Origin of the sequence: Lutimaribacter degradans, assembly GCF_023703375.1 — a bacterium.
GTDB lineage: Bacteria > Pseudomonadota > Alphaproteobacteria > Rhodobacterales > Rhodobacteraceae > Lutimaribacter > Lutimaribacter degradans.
The window spans coordinates 140,525-156,277 of sequence record NZ_JAMQGO010000006.1; the positions used below are offsets into that span (position 1 = coordinate 140,525).

The window sequence follows — 15,753 nt, forward strand, 5'->3', positions numbered from 1 at the left end:
AGCGGTCATGATCCGTTTTTTCGCGGCGATTCTGGTGGGATGTCTTGGCGTTGTCAGCACCGCGTCGGCCGAAGAGGCCCGGCGCTACCTGGGCCAAGGGCTTTTGCTGACAAATGACAGCTTCGGCGATTTCAAGGATCGCTGGCGGACCGGGTCGATCCAGGCAAGCCATGTCTGGGGGCCGACATGGTCGGGGCAAATGCCCCAGAGGTTCGGTCAGCTGATCGAACTGCGCTGGGGCGGGCAGGTCATGGCCCCCGCCAGTCTGAGCGCGCCCAACCCGACGGACCGACCTTATGCCGGTGCGCTTTTCGCCGGGCTTCACACCCATTTCCGCCGGGGCGCTGCAGATATGTCACTGGGTACCGACCTGGTGATGACCGGGCCGCAAACGGGCCTCGACGATCTGCAACAGTCGCTGCACGATCTGCTTGGGGTGGCTGGTCCGTCACCCGGCGTGCGAGCCAACCAGATCGACGATGGCCTGCATCCAACCCTTGTGTTCGAGATCGGGCGCGACATTTCCCTGGGCTCGTCGGCGACATTGCACCCGTTTGTCGAAGGACGTTGGGGCGATGAAACCTTGGTGCGCGCGGGCGCCGACCTGGTGTTCGGCCAGGTGGGGCAAGGAGCCTTGATGGTACGCGACATGGTATCGGGCCATCGATATCGCGCTGTGCAACCATCGTTCAGGGGGGGCGGCGCTGGTGCTTGGGGGTGATGTCGCCCATGTCTCTGACAGTATCTACCTGCCTGCCGATCGTGGGTATGATTTGACCGACATGCGCACACGTCTGCGGCTGGGTGTGCATCATGACGGGCGCCTTGGCAGCCTGTTCTATGGCCTGACCTGGCTCGGCAAGGAATTCGAGGCACAGCCCGACGGGCAACTGACAGGGTCGCTGCGCCTCAGGGTTCGTTTTTGACCGGTGTGTCACGGTGCATGAAGATCACGCTTTAACGCCTTGGCAAGAAAAACCTTTCCGTGACGAATCGGCTCTGTTATCCTCGGGACAATAATAAAACTGAGGCAGATATACAGGCAGAGCATGGGAACGGGCTTTGGAGGCACGTTCGTCATCTCCTGGTCGCAAACGGAAGTCGACGGTCTCGTGGCCGCACCTGTCGAATCCTTGTCGGTGGGTGCAGCCTGGGCGTGGCGCGGAGAGGCCGTGCGCGTGGACGGCCCCGGCGACGTGTTGCGGCTGGAGCAGGCGGATGGCGAAGACAATGTCAGGCGGCGTGCGGCGCACATGGTGCGGCGCCTGGTAGGGGCGGCCATCAGTGGCCAGCGCGACTTGCATCAGGTGGGCACACCTGAAATGTCGGATGACAGCGCCATAGTCGTGACCGATGGCGCGCAGACCTATACAATCACGATGATCGAGGTGGGCCCCGGTGCTTCACCCTTGTTGATGTTCCTTGACAAGATTCCACCTCGCGGCCGTGATCTTTGGGTCGTGCATCACACGATCGACAACGTCACGCAGCAAAACCCGATGGGTCCGTCCAGCGGTGGGGTGATCTGTTTCACCCCCGGCACGTGGATCAGCACGCCCGATGGGCCGCGCCTGGTCCAGGACCTGCGCGAAGGCGATCATGTCCAGACAAGAGACAGCGGCGCGCAAGAGGTACTGTGGATCGGCAGCCGCAGGATGACTGGCGCGCGGCTTTTCGCGATGCCCAAGCTGCGCCCGATCCGAATCCGGGCGGGCGCTTTGGGGATCGAACGCCCCGACCAGGAATTGATCGTGTCGCCCGAACACCGCATGTTGGTGCGGGGGCGTGCCGCGCAGGCTCTGTTCAACACACCCGAAGTATTGGTCGCGGCACGCGATCTGGTCAACGGGTCGACCGTGGCCGTGGACACCAATTTAAGGCAGGTGACCTATATTCATCTGCTTTTGCCCCAGCACCAGGTGGTTTGGGCAAACGGTGTGGAAAGCGAAAGTTTCCACCCCGCCAACGCGGCGCTCAGCACGCTGGCCGAAGAGGATCGCGCCCGGCTTCTGGCCCTGCACCCCGAGTTGGAATACGACCCCACAAGCTATGGCAGTTACGCCCGGCGCAACCTGTCGCGCTCGGAGGCGGCTATTTTGCAGCACGAGGCGGCCTGATCTTCACACGCCGGGTTGCGGTGCGCAGACCTGAACCGCTGCATGGGCAACCGGCGCAAGTTGCGATGCCGGCGTGCCCGCGCGTGCGCGTACCATTATTCCGCGGGCGACGGCCGCCAAAAGCATGCCCTGAACCCGCGGCGCGATAGCGCCGCTATCAGCGGCGGCCTCGGCGGCAATGCGGTCTGCCAGCCGCGTCTCAAGCGCGGAAAACCTTGTCTCCAACTCGGTCTTGAACCTCGGGTTGGTGCCGGCGGCATCGCTTAAAACACATGATATGAGACAGCCGTTGGGCCCGTGTTGCCCGGTGGCCAGTGCCACCACCTTTTCAAAGAAGGCCGCAAGGTCCGATGTCAGAGAGCCACCTTGGTCAAGCGCGGCAAGCATCGGGGCGATGCGCGTTTCAACGTAGTGTTGAAGAGCGGCGAGGAACAAACCCTCCTTGCCGTCATACTTCTTGTAGAGGCTTGCACGCGGCAAACCGGTAGCCCGGCACAACGTATCGACCGAGGACGCCTCGTAACCCTCGGCCCAGAAAACCGTCATCGCGGCCTCAAGCACCTGGGCCTGCCCGGCTTTCGGGGGGCGGCCGCGCCGTTTCGCGCCTTGTTCCTCACTGGTTTTTGAACTCATCGTTCTGAAAATACCTTTCTTTAAAAAGCGCGTCAATGTAAGCGTAATTAGCAGAACAAACGTTCTATAGAAAAGGAGCTACTTTCATGAGCCGAGGCCCTCTTATGTCGATTGAACCAGTCACGCTGGAAACCGCACAACCACGCGCCCGTGACCTGATGGAAACCGCGAAATCCAACCTTGGTTTCGTGCCCAACATGTATACCTACATGGGCGTGCAGCCGAGCGTTCTGGCCGGTTACATGCAAACCTATGCAGATTTTCGCGAAAACTCGGGGTTTACACCGCCCGAGCAAGAAGTGGTATTTCTGACCATCAGCAAGGTCAACGGTTGTGATTATTGCACCGCTGCGCATTCCATGATCGCCGACAAGAAGTCAGGCGTGCCCGAGGATGTCCTGAAAGCGTTGCGCGCCGGTGAAGACCTGCCCGATGCCAAACTTGCGGCGCTGTCGCATTTCGTGGAATCGATGGTGGTTTCTCGCGGGAACCCTGGCAAAGAGGCGGTCGATACCTTCCTGGACGCCGGGTATAGCAAGGACCATGTTCTGGGCATCGTTGTTGCCATCGCGTGCAAGACGTTCTCGAACTATGTCAACCATCTTGCCGGCACGCCGGTCGACGCGGCCTTCGCGGATTACAAGGTCGATTGACCAAGATGCATCGGTGGTACCCGCAAGCGGCCAATGGGGTAATCCCTTGGGCCGCTTGTGCGACAAGCGGTTGACTCCGGGCCGGGCACGCGTATAAGCGCGGCTTCATTGGTGTTGGTGGCCCCCGCAAGGGGATGCCTGTCGGGAGCAATCCAGAGGACAACGCCCTTCACATTCTAAGAAGGAGATCAGCCGTGACCAAACGCACGTCTGCCAAGTACAAGATTGACCGCCGGATGGGTGAAAACATCTGGGGCCGCCCGAAATCCCCCGTCAACCGCCGCGAATATGGCCCCGGCCAGCACGGTCAGCGCCGCAAGGGCAAGATGAGCGATTTTGGCCTGCAGCTGCGCGCCAAGCAAAAGCTCAAGGGGTATTACGGCGACCTGACGGAAAAACAGTTCCGCCGCATCTTCCGCGAAGCCGAGCGTCAGCGCGGCGACACCGGTGAGCTGCTTGTCGGTCTGCTGGAGCGCCGCCTGGACGCGGTTGTTTACCGCGCCAAGTTCGTTGCAACCGTCTTTGCCGCACGACAGTTCGTGAACCATGGCCATGTCCTGGTGAACGGTAAGCGCGTCAACATTCCCTCCTACCGCGTGAAAGAGGGTGACGTGATCGAAGTCCGCGAAAAGTCCAAGCAGATGGCCGCGCTGCTCGAGGCCACCCAACTGCCCGAGCGTGACGTGCCCGATTACATCGATGCCGACCATTCCAAGATGACGGCGACCTTCGTCCGCACTCCCGGCTTGGGCGATGTGCCCTATCCGGTGATGATGGAACCGAACCTGGTCATCGAATTCTACGCGCAGAACTGATCTGCGCCGACCCTTTGTAACGATGGAAACCCGCCCGGCCCGGCCGCGGCGGGTTTTCCTTTGCCCGACTTGTGCATGGGCGCAACATCGGCCCGCGCCCCGGCGTTTGGTTCTTTCCATGCGGAACACCCCCAGCTAAAGACGGGGCAAGGAGTGCTGCCATGACCAAGATCACCCCACAACCCGGTATATTGGACATTGCCCCCTACGTGGGCGGGGCCAGCCAGGTGGCCGGACGGACGGATGCGGTAAAGCTCAGCTCGAACGAGAACCCGTTTGGCCCATCCGAGGCTGCGATCGAGGCGTTCCGTCGCGCCGGGTTCGATCTCCATCGCTATCCGCCAACCGATCACGCGGCCTTGCGCGGCGCCATCGCCGATGCGCACGGGCTGGATGCCGCGCGGATCATCTGCGGCGTCGGCAGCGACGAGATCTTGCACCTGCTGTGCCAGGCCTACGCGGGCCCCGGCGACGAGGTGATTCATACCGAGCACGGCTTTGCCATCTATCGCATTGGCGCGCTGGCCGCCGGCGCTACGCCTGTCGAAGTGGCGGAAAATGAGCGCACGACCGATGTCGATGCCATTCTGGCGGCCTGCGGCCCGGCAACAAGGCTGGTGTTCATCGCCAACCCCAACAACCCCACAGGCACGATGATCGGCGCGGAGGAGGTACAGCGGCTGGCCGATGGCATCCCCGATACTGCGCTTTTGGTGCTGGACGGCGCCTATGCCGAGTATGTCGAGGGTTTTGATGGCGGCGCGGCGCTGGTCGATCAGCGCGACAACGTCGTGATGACACGCACCTTTTCAAAAATATACGGCCTTGGCGGTCTGCGCGTCGGCTGGGGGTATGGGCCGGCGCATGTGATCGACGTGTTGAACCGCATTCGTGGACCTTTCAACCTGTCGGGCCCCGCGCTGGCGGCGGCCGAGGCCGCGGTGAAAGACCAGGCATGGGTTGCGAAATGCCGGGCTGACAATCGTCGACTGCGTGCTTGGCTGATCGATGTTCTGGAAGGTCATGGCGTGCCCTGCGACCCAAGCGAGGCGAATTTCATCCTGGCCCGTTTCACCGACGCCGACGAGGCCGAGGCCTGTAACGCCTACCTGCTGTCGCAAGGGCTGATCGTGCGGTCGGTGGCCGGCTACAACCTGCCCGCCTGTTTGCGCATCACAATTGGTGACGAGGCGTCGTGCCGCCGCGTCGCCCACGCCATCGGCCAATTCAAGGAGGGCGCGCGGTGAGCGTTATCTATGACCGCGTCGCCCTGATCGGCCTGGGGCTGATTGCCGGGTCGATGTCGCTGGCAATGCGCCGGCGGGGCCTGGCGGGCGAGGTGACAGGGTACGCACGTAGCGCCGAAACACGCGACACCGCGCGCCGGATCGGTCTGGTCGACCGAGTTTGCGATAGTGCGGCCGAGGCCGTGGAAGGCGCCGACCTGGTGGTTCTGTGCGTGCCTGTTGGTGCCATGGAGGCGGTGGCCGTCGATATCGCGCCGCACCTTAAGACGGGTGCCACGTTATCCGATGTGGGCTCGACCAAGCGGGCGGTGATAGATGCAGTCGGCCCGCACGTGCCGCAGGGCGTGCACTTCATTCCTGCGCATCCGTTGGCGGGAACCGAACATTCCGGCCCGGAATCAGGCTTTGCCAAGCTTTTCGACAATCGTTGGTGCCTGCTTGTGCCCGAGGGCGGTGTGGACGACGCGGCGATGGCAAACCTGCGTTTGCTTTGGGAAGGTATGGGCGCGCATGTCGACCAGATGGAGCCCGACCACCATGACCTCGTGCTGGCGGTGACCAGCCACGCGCCGCACCTTATCGCCTACACGATGGTGGGTGTGGCCGATGACCTGCGCCGGGTGACCGACAGCGAGGTGATCAAGTATTCCGCCGCCGGTTTCCGCGATTTCACCCGGATTGCCGCCAGCGACCCGACAATGTGGCGCGACGTGTTCCTGTCGAACAAGGACGCGACGCTCGAAATCCTGGGTCGCTTCACCGAAGAGTTGTTCGCACTGCAACGCGCGATCCGCACCGGCGATGGCGACCACCTGTTCGACTATTTTTCGCGCACCCGCGCCATTCGACGCGGCATTATCGAGGCTGGCCAGGATACCGACGCGCCCGATTTCGGCCGGGGGAAACAGGGCGAATGAAGGGGCTGGCGGCTGTTCTGGTTCTGCTGCTGGCCGGTGCCGCCCTGGCCGAGGCCCCCGACACTTCGCTGCGCCCGGTTCTGCGCACAGATGCAGCCGACCCGTCACAGGCCGAGCCCACGGGCAACCGTGGAAGGCTCGGCCTTTTCCAGTCATTGCGCCCACGCGAACGCAGCGACAACGTGGAGCGGCGCGCCCGTCAGTCGCGCGCCGCGCTGCGCCGTGGCGCCGTTTGTGGCGATGCGGATTTGCAAGGTGATGTCCTGGGGCGCGTCACGGGTCAAATGCGCGGCTGCGGCATCGACAACGCCGTGCGGCTGAAATCGGTGTCGGGCGTGCGCCTGTCCTCGCCGGTCACGGTAGATTGCGGAACCGCGAAGGCGTTGAAATCCTGGGTCGAGCGCGGGATGCGCCCGGCGGTGGGCAACCGGGGCGGGGGCGTTGACAGTATCCGGGTCTTTGCAAGCTATGCCTGCCGCACCCGAAACAGCCAAAAGGGCGCACGCATTTCCGAGCACGGAAAAGGCCGGGCGCTTGATATCGGCGCCTTTGGTTTGCGAAACGGGGCCGAGATCAGCGTGCTGCGCGATTGGGGGAAGAGCCGCGAGGGTCGAATACTGCGCAAGATGCACCGCACCGCCTGCGGCCCTTTTGGCACCGTGCTGGGCCCCGAGGCCAACCGGTTTCACCGCGATCATTTCCATTTCGATACGGCCGGGTATCGCAGCGGCACCTTTTGCCGGTAAACGGCTGCGACCTGTTGGCCCGATAGCCGGGCGAACGCCGCCCGGAATGGGTCAGCGCAATCGGATGATGGGTGCGCGGCCAATGGGCACCGGGCCAAGAAACACCCGCCCACCGCGAAAGTCGAGAGGCACATCGAGCGTTTGCCTGTTGCCGGAAAGCTGCGCCAGAGTGGCAAGCCCGGTTTCGATCTGGTCGGCCAGAACGTCGGGTATTTGCCCGGAGGCCCGGGCGAGGTGCAGTATTTCGCGCCAATTGCGGGCCTTCACATCAATCCTTCCACTGGGTCGGCCTTGATCGTCGATATCAAGACGGCCTGCCAGAGCCAATTCCAGGTCACCCCAGCGGGCCTTGGCCAGTCTTACGGTCACTTGCGTGGGCTGGGGGCGGGTTTGTTCCAGTGCGCGCCTGTCCCACGGGCGGGTGAAGGTGGCCTCGATATCGGCGCGAAAGGCGCTGAGCGTTTGCGGCAACTGGCCGCCGGTGTCGATGCGCAACCGCGTGGCGCGCGCCGGGGCCAGGTTGTCGGCGGCCCAGCCCAATTGATAAGTGGCCTCGGTTTCTGCGACACGCTCCACCGCCAGCCGTAGTGATGTCATCGCGGTGGTGTTCCCGCCTTCGTCGGTAATGGCCAGCGTGTCGGCCACGAGGTTGGCCCGGTTGAGCGGCAACAGGCCTTCGGCACCCAGGACGACGCTTGCCTGCATCTCGCTGTTGGTGATCTCGTATTTCTGCGTGGGTGTGGCCAGAAGGTGCTGCCCCGGCCATGTGGCGATCACGTGGTTGGGCCTGTAGCTCAGCGCGAAAACCTGGAGAAACGGGGCCTCCCATGCCCAGCCGGTTTCAGGGTCGGCCAGGCGAATATCGCTCAGCGTGGTGTCGAAACGGTTGGGAAAACCGCGCACGGCGATTTCGCTGGCCTCGGCCACCCAGCCCTCGGCGCGGCGCGCATCGAACCACACGGCATAGCCGGTGCGCGTGCCCGTGGCGCCGGCCCACCAGTATCCTGCCCAGGCCAGGGCGCCAATCACGATTACGAATAGCAGGCGTTTCATCGGGGCACCCCTTTTCCTTTGCCGCGCCGTGGTGTTTACAAGGGCGGCAAGCAAAGGGCCAGATGCATGACGATGTGGGTTTTCGGATACGGGTCGCTTTTATGGAACCCCGGGTTTCCGGTGGCTGATCGCGTATTGGCGCGGTTGCCGGATTATCACCGTAGTTTCTGCATGCGCTCGGTCCATCATCGCGGCACGCCCGAGAAACCGGGGCTGGTGCTGGCACTGGATGAATGGCCTGGCGCGGCCTGCACCGGCTTGGGTTTGGCAGTGGCGCCCGGCGCCGAGGACGAAACGCTAGACTATCTGCGCGAGCGAGAACTTGTCAGCTCGGCCTACGTTGAAAAGCGGCTTTGGCTTGACCTGACGGATGGCCGGCGGGTTGAAGCAGTGGCTTATGTCGTCGACGCGGCGCACGAACAGTATTGCGGCGACATGCCGCTGGAAGAACAGGCACAGACCATCGCCTGCGCGTTGGGTGGGCGTGGGCCAAACCCCGAGTACCTGCACAACACGGTGGCACATTTGCGGCAATTGGGCATCGAGGACGGCGACCTGGAGTGGCTGGACGAACGGGTGCGGGTGATCTGTGGATAGTCCTTGGATTATGCCGGGCGAGGCTCTAGGATTGCCCAAAGAAAACAAGTGTCAGGAGCTGTCCTGATGGATCAGCCGGACCGCGAGGCCGAGCCGCAATTTACCCGACCTGTGCGTCAGATTTTTCTGATGCTGATTGTGCTATTGCTGACCGGTGTCGTCGTGGCGCTGGCGCTGCCGACGATCTTGCCGATATTCGAGGCAAACCCTTATCTGAACGGCTTTATCTTCTTCGTTTTCGTTCTGGGCGTGGTGGCCTGCTTCTACCAGGTGGCGCAACTGTTCAATTCCGTTCGCTGGATCGGCGATTTCGCGGGCGGGGGTGACGCGGGCCGTGCCCCGGTTTTGCTGGCACCCTTGGCCACCTTGTTGCGCACGCGCGGCAAGCGGATGCAAATCGGGGCGACATCGACCCGCTCGATCCTGGATTCCGTCGGTACCCGCATTGACGAAGACCGCGAGATCACGCGCTATATCGTCAATCTTTTGATCTTCCTGGGCCTCTTGGGCACGTTCTACGGTCTGGCCACGACAGTTCCGGCACTTATCGACACCATTCGCGGCATGGCCCCGCAAGAGGGTGAAGAGGGGTTGGCGATATTTGGCCGCCTGATGGGCGGGCTCGAGGCGCAGCTTTCGGGGATGGGCGTTGCGTTCGGTTCATCCCTGCTGGGCCTGGCCGGTTCGCTGGTCGTGGGGCTGCTGGAATTGTTCGCGGGCCACGGCCAGAACCGGTTCTACCGCGAACTGGAGGAATGGCTGAGTTCGATCACCCGGCTGGGTTTCTCTGGCGAGGGAGAGGGCACCGGCGATCAAGGCGCGATGGTCCAGTTGATCGACCACATGGCCGAGCAGATGGAGGGCCTGCGCGAAATGCACGCCGCGGGCGAGGCGGGCCGGCAGGAACTTGAAGGGCAACTGGGGCTCTTGGCGGCATCGGTCGAGCGCCTGACCGACAGGCTGGCCGGTACGGGGCAGGTGCATGATGCGCTGACCCGCGTGGCGGAAAGCCAAGAGAACCTGGTCGACGTGATGGTGAACCAGGAACGTGGCGAGGGCATGGATGCCGAAAGCCGGATGCGCCTGCGTTCGATCGACGTGCAATTGCTGCGGATCCTCGAAGAGTTGAGCGCGGGGCGGCAGGAAACCATGACCGAACTGCGCACCGACCTGGCTGCCTTGACGCGGGCGGTTGGCCAGACACGGCGCCCGGCCAGCACGCGCAAGATGTGGCCGACCGACAAGGCCCGCCCCGACGCGGAGCCGGGGCAGGAGGGCTGAGGCATGGCCCTGTCGCGGCGCACCGGGCAACGGTTTCAGGGCTCGATCTGGCCGGGCTTCGTGGATGCTGTCACCGGGCTTTTGATGGTGTTGGTTTTCGTGCTGACCATTTTCATGGTTGTGCAATTCGTGCTGCGCGAAACGATCTCGGGCCAGGATAAGCGGCTGGATGCGCTGTCCTCGGAAATCGCGGCGCTTGCACAGGCGCTGGGGCTGGAGCGGCGTCGCAATGCTGCGTTGACAGACCAGGTCGGCGAACTGGATGCAACGCTCAGTGCCGCGCGCGAAGAAGCAGCGGCACAATCGGCGTTGATCGATAGCCTGCGTGCCGATCTGGGCGCCCGCGAGGCCGAATTGACGGCGGCACAATCGCGGATCACCGATTTCGAAGCGCAGGTCGCCGCGTTGATTGCCGAGCGTGACTCGGCACAAGAGCAAGTGTCAGATCTGCGTGGCGAGCGGGCCGAGTTGCTGAGCGAGCAAGAGGCGCTGAACGCGGCCCTGGCTCAGGCACGCGACGAGTTGGATGCTGGCGCCGAGGCTGCGCGCCTGGCGGCCGCCCGACGCGAGGCGCTGGAGGCGCTGATCGCCGATCTGCGCGCGCGCAATGCCGAGGCTGCGGATACCGCTGCGGGCTTGAGCTCGCAGGTAGACACCTTGGAACAGCAGTTGAGCGAGGAAGAGGCCGCGCGACTGGCCGAGGCCGAGGCCGCGGCCGCCCTTCGGAAACGGTTGGAAGAGGCTGACGCCGAATTGACCGCGATGACCATGGCCCTGGAGGAAGAGCGCGCCCGCGCCGAAGAAACCCTGACCCTGCTGGCCGCCGCCGAAGAGGCACAGGAGGATCTGAACACGCGCCTTGCGCAAGCGTTGCTGGCACAAGAGGATACCGAGGGTAACCTGGCCGCGGCTCTTCTGGCACGAGACACTGCGCAAGATTCGCTGGCTGCGGCCGAAGCCGAGATTGCCCGCCTGCAAACCGACCTGGAACGCGCCCAGGAAGGCCGCGAGATCACGGTCACGCAGTTGACCGAGATTCAAGAGGCGCTTGCGCGCGCCGTGGCCGAGGCCGACGAGAACGCTGCCACCGTTACCGACCTGCGCCAGGAGTTGAACGAAACCCGGGCCGCGTTGGCCACCGCGCGCGGCGAGGCGGAAGAGCGGTTGTCCGCGGTGCAGGCTGACAACGCCGAACTGGAAGAGCGCCTGGCGCAGGCACTGGCCGCGCAGCAAGAGGCGCAGGGTGAAATGGCCGATGCCGAGGCCGCGCTGGAGCGTGCGCTGGCCGAGAAGTTGGCCGCCGAACGGCAAGCCGAAACCTTGCGGGCCGAGGCGGCGGAAGACGAGGCCGCGATTCGCGCGGAACTGGAGCGTGCGCTTGCCGCCAAGCTGGCCGCCGAGGCGCGCGCGAACGAGGCCGAACAGGCGCTCAATGCCAGCCAGACGGATGTGCAGCAACAACTGGCCGAGGCCCTGGCCGCGAAACTGGCTGCCGAAAGCCGCGCCGAAGAGGCGCTGAGCAAGGCTGACCGCCAGGCTGCGCTGCTGGCACAGGCCGAGCGCGAGCTTGAGGCGGCGGAATCGGCCAGTACCGAGGCGCAGCGACAGGAGGCCCTGCTTAACCGGCAGGTCGCCGCGTTGCGCACGCAACTGGGCGAGTTGCGGGCGCTTTTGGACGACTACGAGGAACGCGATGCCGCCGCACAGGTGCAGATCGAATCCCTTGGCGCCGACTTGAACGCCGCGCTGGCGCGGGTGGCCGCGGAAGAACGCCGCCGCCGCATACTGGAAGAGGAAGAACGCAAGCGGCTGGAGGCCGAGAAGGTCGATCTTGAACGGTATCGCAGCGAGTTCTTCGGGCGCCTGCGCGACATCCTGGGCGACCAGGAAGGCGTGCGGATCGACGGGGACCGGTTCGTGTTTTCCTCCGAAGTGCTGTTCGATCCGGGCAGCGCCGACCTGAGCACTGAAGGCGAACGCGAGATCGCCAAGGTTGCCGGCATCCTGCGCAACGTGGCTGGGGAAATCCCTGACGGTATCGACTGGATCATCCGCGTCGACGGGCATACCGACAACGTGCCGCTTTCCGGTTTGGGAGAGTTCTCGGACAACTGGGAACTTAGCCAGGCACGTGCGCTTTCGGTGGTGCGTTACATGATAAATTTCCTGGGCATTCCGCCCGACAGGCTGGCTGCGAACGGGTTTGGCCAGTACCAGCCCGTCGACCCCGCCGATACCGACGAGGCCCGGGCGCAGAACCGGCGTATCGAACTGAAACTGACCGAGCGTTAATCGACGCGGAGTTGCGTCTGCATCTGGTCTATCACGCGGCCCGCGCGGATCAGCGTAACTTCGCCACGATAGCTGCCGCTTGCCATCGGGCTGCGCAACCGCTTGCCTGCGGCGCGAAACAACTGCGCCTTGGCGTCGGCGACAGCGGCATCGTGGCTGAAGAAACGGGTGCCATCGGGGGATTCGATGACCAAGCGTATCGTGTCACCGGCCTTGGCCCCGAAAGCATAGCCCCACAAGACCACGGCATCGGTACTGGCCGGCAGCGTTCCGGCATGGGCGGTGCCATCCTTGATCGCGTCATAGGCGGGCACGGCATCGGCAAATCCGGCCGACAACAACCCGCCGGGCATGTAATCGAGCGTCGCCGACCAAAGCGGGCTGTCATCCACCATGTCGCACGTGATCTGACCGTCGGGGTCGAACGGGTCGACAACCTTGCCATCCTGTCGCACGGACAGGTGCAGATGGGGAAACTGGGTGCGCCCGGAAAAGCCGATTTTGCCAAGCACGGTGTTCATTGCCACGCGCTGACCGGGTTCTACTGTGATGCTGCCGCGCTTCATGTGGCAATATTGGGTCTGCCAGCCGCCGCCGTGGTCGATGACCACGCCGTTGCCGCAATCCTTGCCTTCGAATTCGGGTGACCAGCCGGTATCGGGCAACTCGTCGCGCGTGCCAGCAACCGTGCCGGGGGCCGCAGCCAGCACATCCACTCCTGCACGCATCGCCGCGAAAGAGGGCAGGCCGAAATCGGTTCCCTTGTGCCCGTCATAGCTAAGCGGGCCACAGGTGAAATCATGTGCGCCGGGGCCGTTGTCATGATCGACATATTGCTGAATGAAGCAACTGTCCCCCAATGTGCAATCGACCGGAATCGCAAGGGGCAGATCGCGTGCGGCGGCCGATGTGGCCGCCGCAACGCATATCATGAATATGGGCGCCGTAAGCGCGCGCATCAATCCGCCGTCAAAAGCGGTGGCTTGTTGCCTGACAGGCGGGGGTTTCCCGGTCCTTCGATGCGCAGGTCAATCTCGCCGTTCTTGACGCCGACCTTGACCAGCCCGCCCTTGGACAGCTTGCCGAACAGCAGTTCTTCGGCCAGCGGTTTCTTGATGTATTCCTGGATCACCCGGCCAAGCGGGCGGGCGCCCATCTTGTCGTCATACCCCTTGTTGCCCAGCCATTCGGCGGCGGCCTTGGTCAGTTCGATGGACACGTTGCGATCCATCAACTGTGCCTCAAGCTGAAGCACGAATTTCTCGACGACCTGCATGATCACCGATTTCGGCAGAGGCCGGAAGCTGATGACGGCATCCAGGCGGTTGCGGAATTCCGGGGTAAAGGTGCGTTCGATCGCGGCCGTGTCTTCGCCTTCGCGCCGGTCGCGGCCAAAGCCGATGGCCGCCTTGGCCTGCTCGGTCGCGCCCGCGTTCGATGTCATGATGAGGATCACGTTGCGGAAATCCACCGTGCGCCCGTTGTGGTCGGTCAAGCTGCCGTGATCCATCACCTGCAACAAGATGTTGTAGACATCCGGGTGGGCCTTTTCGATCTCGTCGAGCAACAGCACGCAATGCGGGTGCTGGTCGACGCCATCGGTCAACTGACCACCCTGGTCGAACCCGACATAGCCCGGTGGCGCGCCGATCAGGCGGCTGACCGCGTGCTTCTCCATGTATTCCGACATGTCAAAACGCAGCAATTCCACCCCAAGCGTATCGGCCAGTTGCTTGGCCACTTCGGTCTTGCCCACGCCGGTGGGGCCGGCAAACAGGTAGTTCCCGATGGGCTTTTCAGGCTCACGAAGGCCGGCACGGGCCAGCTTGATCGCGCTTGAAAGTGCCTCGATCGCCGGATCCTGGCCAAAGACGACGCGCTTGAGCGTTCTTTCCAGATCCTTGAGCACCTCGGCATCGTCTTTCGAGACGTTTTTCGGCGGGATGCGGGCAATCTTGGCCACGACATTCTCGATTTCCTTGGTGCCGATCGTCTTGCGGCGCTTGGATTCGGCCACAAGGTGCTGCGCCGCGCCGGCTTCGTCTATCACGTCGATGGCCTTGTCGGGCAGCTTGCGGTCATTGATGTAGCGGGCCGAAAGTTCAACCGCCGTCTTGATCGCGTCATTGGTGAACTTGACGCTGTGATGCTCTTCGAAATAGGGCTTCAGGCCCCTGAGAATCTTGATCGCATCCTCGGTGGTCGGTTCGTTCACGTCGATTTTCTGGAACCGGCGGCTGAGCGCACGATCCTTTTCGAAATGCTGGCGGTATTCCTTGTAGGTGGTCGAGCCCATGCATCGCAGCTTGCCGCCCTGCAATGCGGGCTTCAGCAGGTTCGAGGCATCCATTGCCCCGCCCGAGGTGGCACCCGCGCCGATCACCGTGTGAATCTCGTCGATGAACAGCACAGCGTCGGGGTGGTTTTCCAGCTCGGTCACCACGGCCTTGAGCCGTTCCTCGAAATCGCCACGGTAGCGAGTGCCCGCCAGAAGCGCGCCCATATCGAGGCTGAAAATGGTGGTTTTCGACAGCACCTGCGGAGTTTCGCCTTGCACGACCTTGCGGGCCAGGCCCTCGGCGATGGCGGTTTTGCCCACGCCCGGGTCTCCCACAAGCAGCGGGTTGTTCTTGCGACGACGGCACAGCACCTGGATGCAACGGTCAACCTCGTAGCTGCGACCGATCAGCGGATCGACATCGCCGGTGCGCGCCTTTTCGTTCAGGTCGACGCAATATTTTGCCAAGGCCGATTCACCTTCGGTCACTTTCTCAGAGCCTTGGTTGATTTCTTCCGCCTCGGGCGTGGTCGCGCCGCTTACAGGACGGCTTTCGCCGTAAGCAGGGTCTTTCGCCACGCCATGCGCGATGAAATTCACCGCGTCATAGCGGGTCATGTCCTGCTCTTGCAGGAAATAGGCGGCGTTTGATTCCCGCTCGGCGAAGATGGCGACCAGCACGTTCGCGCCTGTCACCTCGGTCCGGCCCGAGCTTTGCACGTGGATTGCAGCCCGCTGGATCACCCGCTGGAACGCGGCTGTCGGGACCGCCTCGGAGCCGTCAATATCGGTGACAAGGTTCTCAAGATCCTCGTCGATGAATTCGACCAGCGTCTGGCGCAATTCCTCGGTGTCCACGGAGCATGCTTTCATCACGCGTGCGGCATCTGGCTCGTCCACAAGGGCAAGCAGCAGATGCTCCAGCGTTGCGAATTCGTGGCGGCGCGCATTGGCCAGCGCCAGCGCCGCGTGGATTGCTTGTTCGAGCGTGTTCGAGAATGAAGGCACGATGCGTGCTCCTGTCTTGTTCAATCGGCCGGTTCGTCATGCGATCCAACCATGGGCCTCATGCTATTAAAGTTTGGTCGATAACGGCCGCGCTTCAAGTGTTTTCTGGTACGGAG

The 15,753-nt window shown here is 63.2% G+C and carries 15 protein-coding genes; 11 read left to right on the top strand and 4 right to left on the bottom strand.

Annotated features, from left to right (window positions below; translation table 11 throughout):
* The first annotated feature begins 7 nt into the window (after window positions 1-7).
* The 3 genes from M8744_RS10870 (at window position 8) to M8744_RS10880 (ending at window position 2,117) form a co-directional block, all read left to right on the top strand.
* Window positions 8-721 carry a lipid A-modifier LpxR family protein gene (locus M8744_RS10870; RefSeq protein WP_251415362.1) on the top strand — a complete coding sequence of 238 codons (714 nt, stop codon included), beginning with the start codon at window positions 8-10 and terminating at the stop codon, window positions 719-721.
* Window positions 708-926 (top strand): lipid A-modifier LpxR family protein, encoded by a 219-nt coding sequence (locus M8744_RS10875; RefSeq protein ID WP_251415364.1) that lies wholly within the window; start codon window positions 708-710, stop codon window positions 924-926. Before M8744_RS10870 ends, M8744_RS10875 begins: the two co-directional genes overlap by 14 nt.
* A 123-nt stretch (window positions 927-1,049) precedes the next feature.
* Window positions 1,050-2,117 (top strand): Hint domain-containing protein, encoded by a 1,068-nt coding sequence (locus M8744_RS10880; protein ID WP_251415367.1) that lies wholly within the window; start codon window positions 1,050-1,052, stop codon window positions 2,115-2,117.
* Between the two features lie 3 nt (window positions 2,118-2,120).
* Here M8744_RS10880 and M8744_RS10885 read toward each other — a convergent pair whose 3' ends face one another.
* Window positions 2,121-2,750, bottom strand: a complete 630-nt coding sequence (locus tag M8744_RS10885; RefSeq protein WP_251415371.1) for a TetR/AcrR family transcriptional regulator — start codon at window positions 2,748-2,750, stop codon at window positions 2,121-2,123.
* A gap of 86 nt (window positions 2,751-2,836) precedes the next feature.
* Between M8744_RS10885 and M8744_RS10890 the strand changes: the two genes are divergently transcribed.
* The 5 genes from M8744_RS10890 (at window position 2,837) to M8744_RS10910 (ending at window position 7,128) form a co-directional block, all read left to right on the top strand.
* Complete coding sequence (locus M8744_RS10890) at window positions 2,837-3,403, top strand: carboxymuconolactone decarboxylase family protein (protein ID WP_251415374.1); 567 nt, start codon at window positions 2,837-2,839, stop codon at window positions 3,401-3,403.
* A 194-nt stretch (window positions 3,404-3,597) separates the two neighbouring features.
* Window positions 3,598-4,218, top strand: coding sequence for a 30S ribosomal protein S4 (gene rpsD, locus M8744_RS10895; RefSeq protein WP_251415388.1), 621 nt, complete (start codon window positions 3,598-3,600; stop codon window positions 4,216-4,218).
* A gap of 161 nt (window positions 4,219-4,379) precedes the next feature.
* On the top strand, window positions 4,380-5,465 hold the full coding sequence (gene hisC / locus M8744_RS10900) for a histidinol-phosphate transaminase (RefSeq protein ID WP_251415391.1): 1,086 nt from the start codon (window positions 4,380-4,382) through the stop codon (window positions 5,463-5,465).
* A complete protein-coding gene (locus M8744_RS10905; protein WP_251415395.1) occupies window positions 5,462-6,382 on the top strand; it encodes a prephenate/arogenate dehydrogenase family protein in 921 nt (306 codons plus the stop codon). Before hisC ends, M8744_RS10905 begins: the two co-directional genes overlap by 4 nt.
* Window positions 6,379-7,128, top strand: a complete 750-nt coding sequence (locus M8744_RS10910; protein WP_251415398.1) for an extensin-like domain-containing protein — start codon at window positions 6,379-6,381, stop codon at window positions 7,126-7,128. The genes M8744_RS10905 and M8744_RS10910 overlap by 4 nt, the downstream gene beginning before the upstream one ends.
* A 51-nt stretch (window positions 7,129-7,179) precedes the next feature.
* On the opposite strand, the gene M8744_RS10915 is transcribed toward M8744_RS10910, so the two are convergent.
* The gene (locus M8744_RS10915) at window positions 7,180-8,181 is read right to left on the bottom strand and encodes a DUF2125 domain-containing protein (protein ID WP_251415403.1); all 1,002 of its coding nucleotides are present in this window, start codon (window positions 8,179-8,181) and stop codon (window positions 7,180-7,182) included.
* A gap of 66 nt (window positions 8,182-8,247) precedes the next feature.
* Here M8744_RS10915 and M8744_RS10920 point away from each other — a divergent pair, with 66 nt between their 5' ends.
* The 3 genes from M8744_RS10920 to M8744_RS10930 all read left to right on the top strand — a co-directional run bounded on the left by M8744_RS10920 (window position 8,248) and on the right by M8744_RS10930 (window position 12,351).
* Window positions 8,248-8,778: a gamma-glutamylcyclotransferase gene (locus M8744_RS10920; RefSeq protein ID WP_251415419.1), complete on the top strand. Its 531-nt coding sequence runs from the start codon at window positions 8,248-8,250 to the stop codon at window positions 8,776-8,778.
* Window positions 8,779-8,844: 66 nt separating this feature from the next.
* Window positions 8,845-10,059: a biopolymer transporter ExbB gene (locus M8744_RS10925; protein ID WP_251415422.1), complete on the top strand. Its 1,215-nt coding sequence runs from the start codon at window positions 8,845-8,847 to the stop codon at window positions 10,057-10,059.
* A gap of 3 nt (window positions 10,060-10,062) precedes the next feature.
* Window positions 10,063-12,351: a peptidoglycan -binding protein gene (locus M8744_RS10930; RefSeq protein ID WP_251415425.1), complete on the top strand. Its 2,289-nt coding sequence runs from the start codon at window positions 10,063-10,065 to the stop codon at window positions 12,349-12,351.
* Here M8744_RS10930 and M8744_RS10935 read toward each other — a convergent pair.
* Together M8744_RS10935 and clpA are read right to left on the bottom strand one after the other, a co-directional pair.
* Window positions 12,348-13,310, bottom strand: coding sequence for a M23 family metallopeptidase (locus M8744_RS10935; protein ID WP_251415428.1), 963 nt, complete (start codon window positions 13,308-13,310; stop codon window positions 12,348-12,350). The two genes, M8744_RS10930 and M8744_RS10935, sit on opposite strands and share 4 nt — an antisense overlap.
* Window positions 13,310-15,637, bottom strand: coding sequence for an ATP-dependent Clp protease ATP-binding subunit ClpA (clpA, locus tag M8744_RS10940; RefSeq protein WP_251415431.1), 2,328 nt, complete (start codon window positions 15,635-15,637; stop codon window positions 13,310-13,312). Before clpA ends, M8744_RS10935 begins: the two co-directional genes overlap by 1 nt.
* Between the last annotated feature and the right edge of the window lie 116 nt (window positions 15,638-15,753).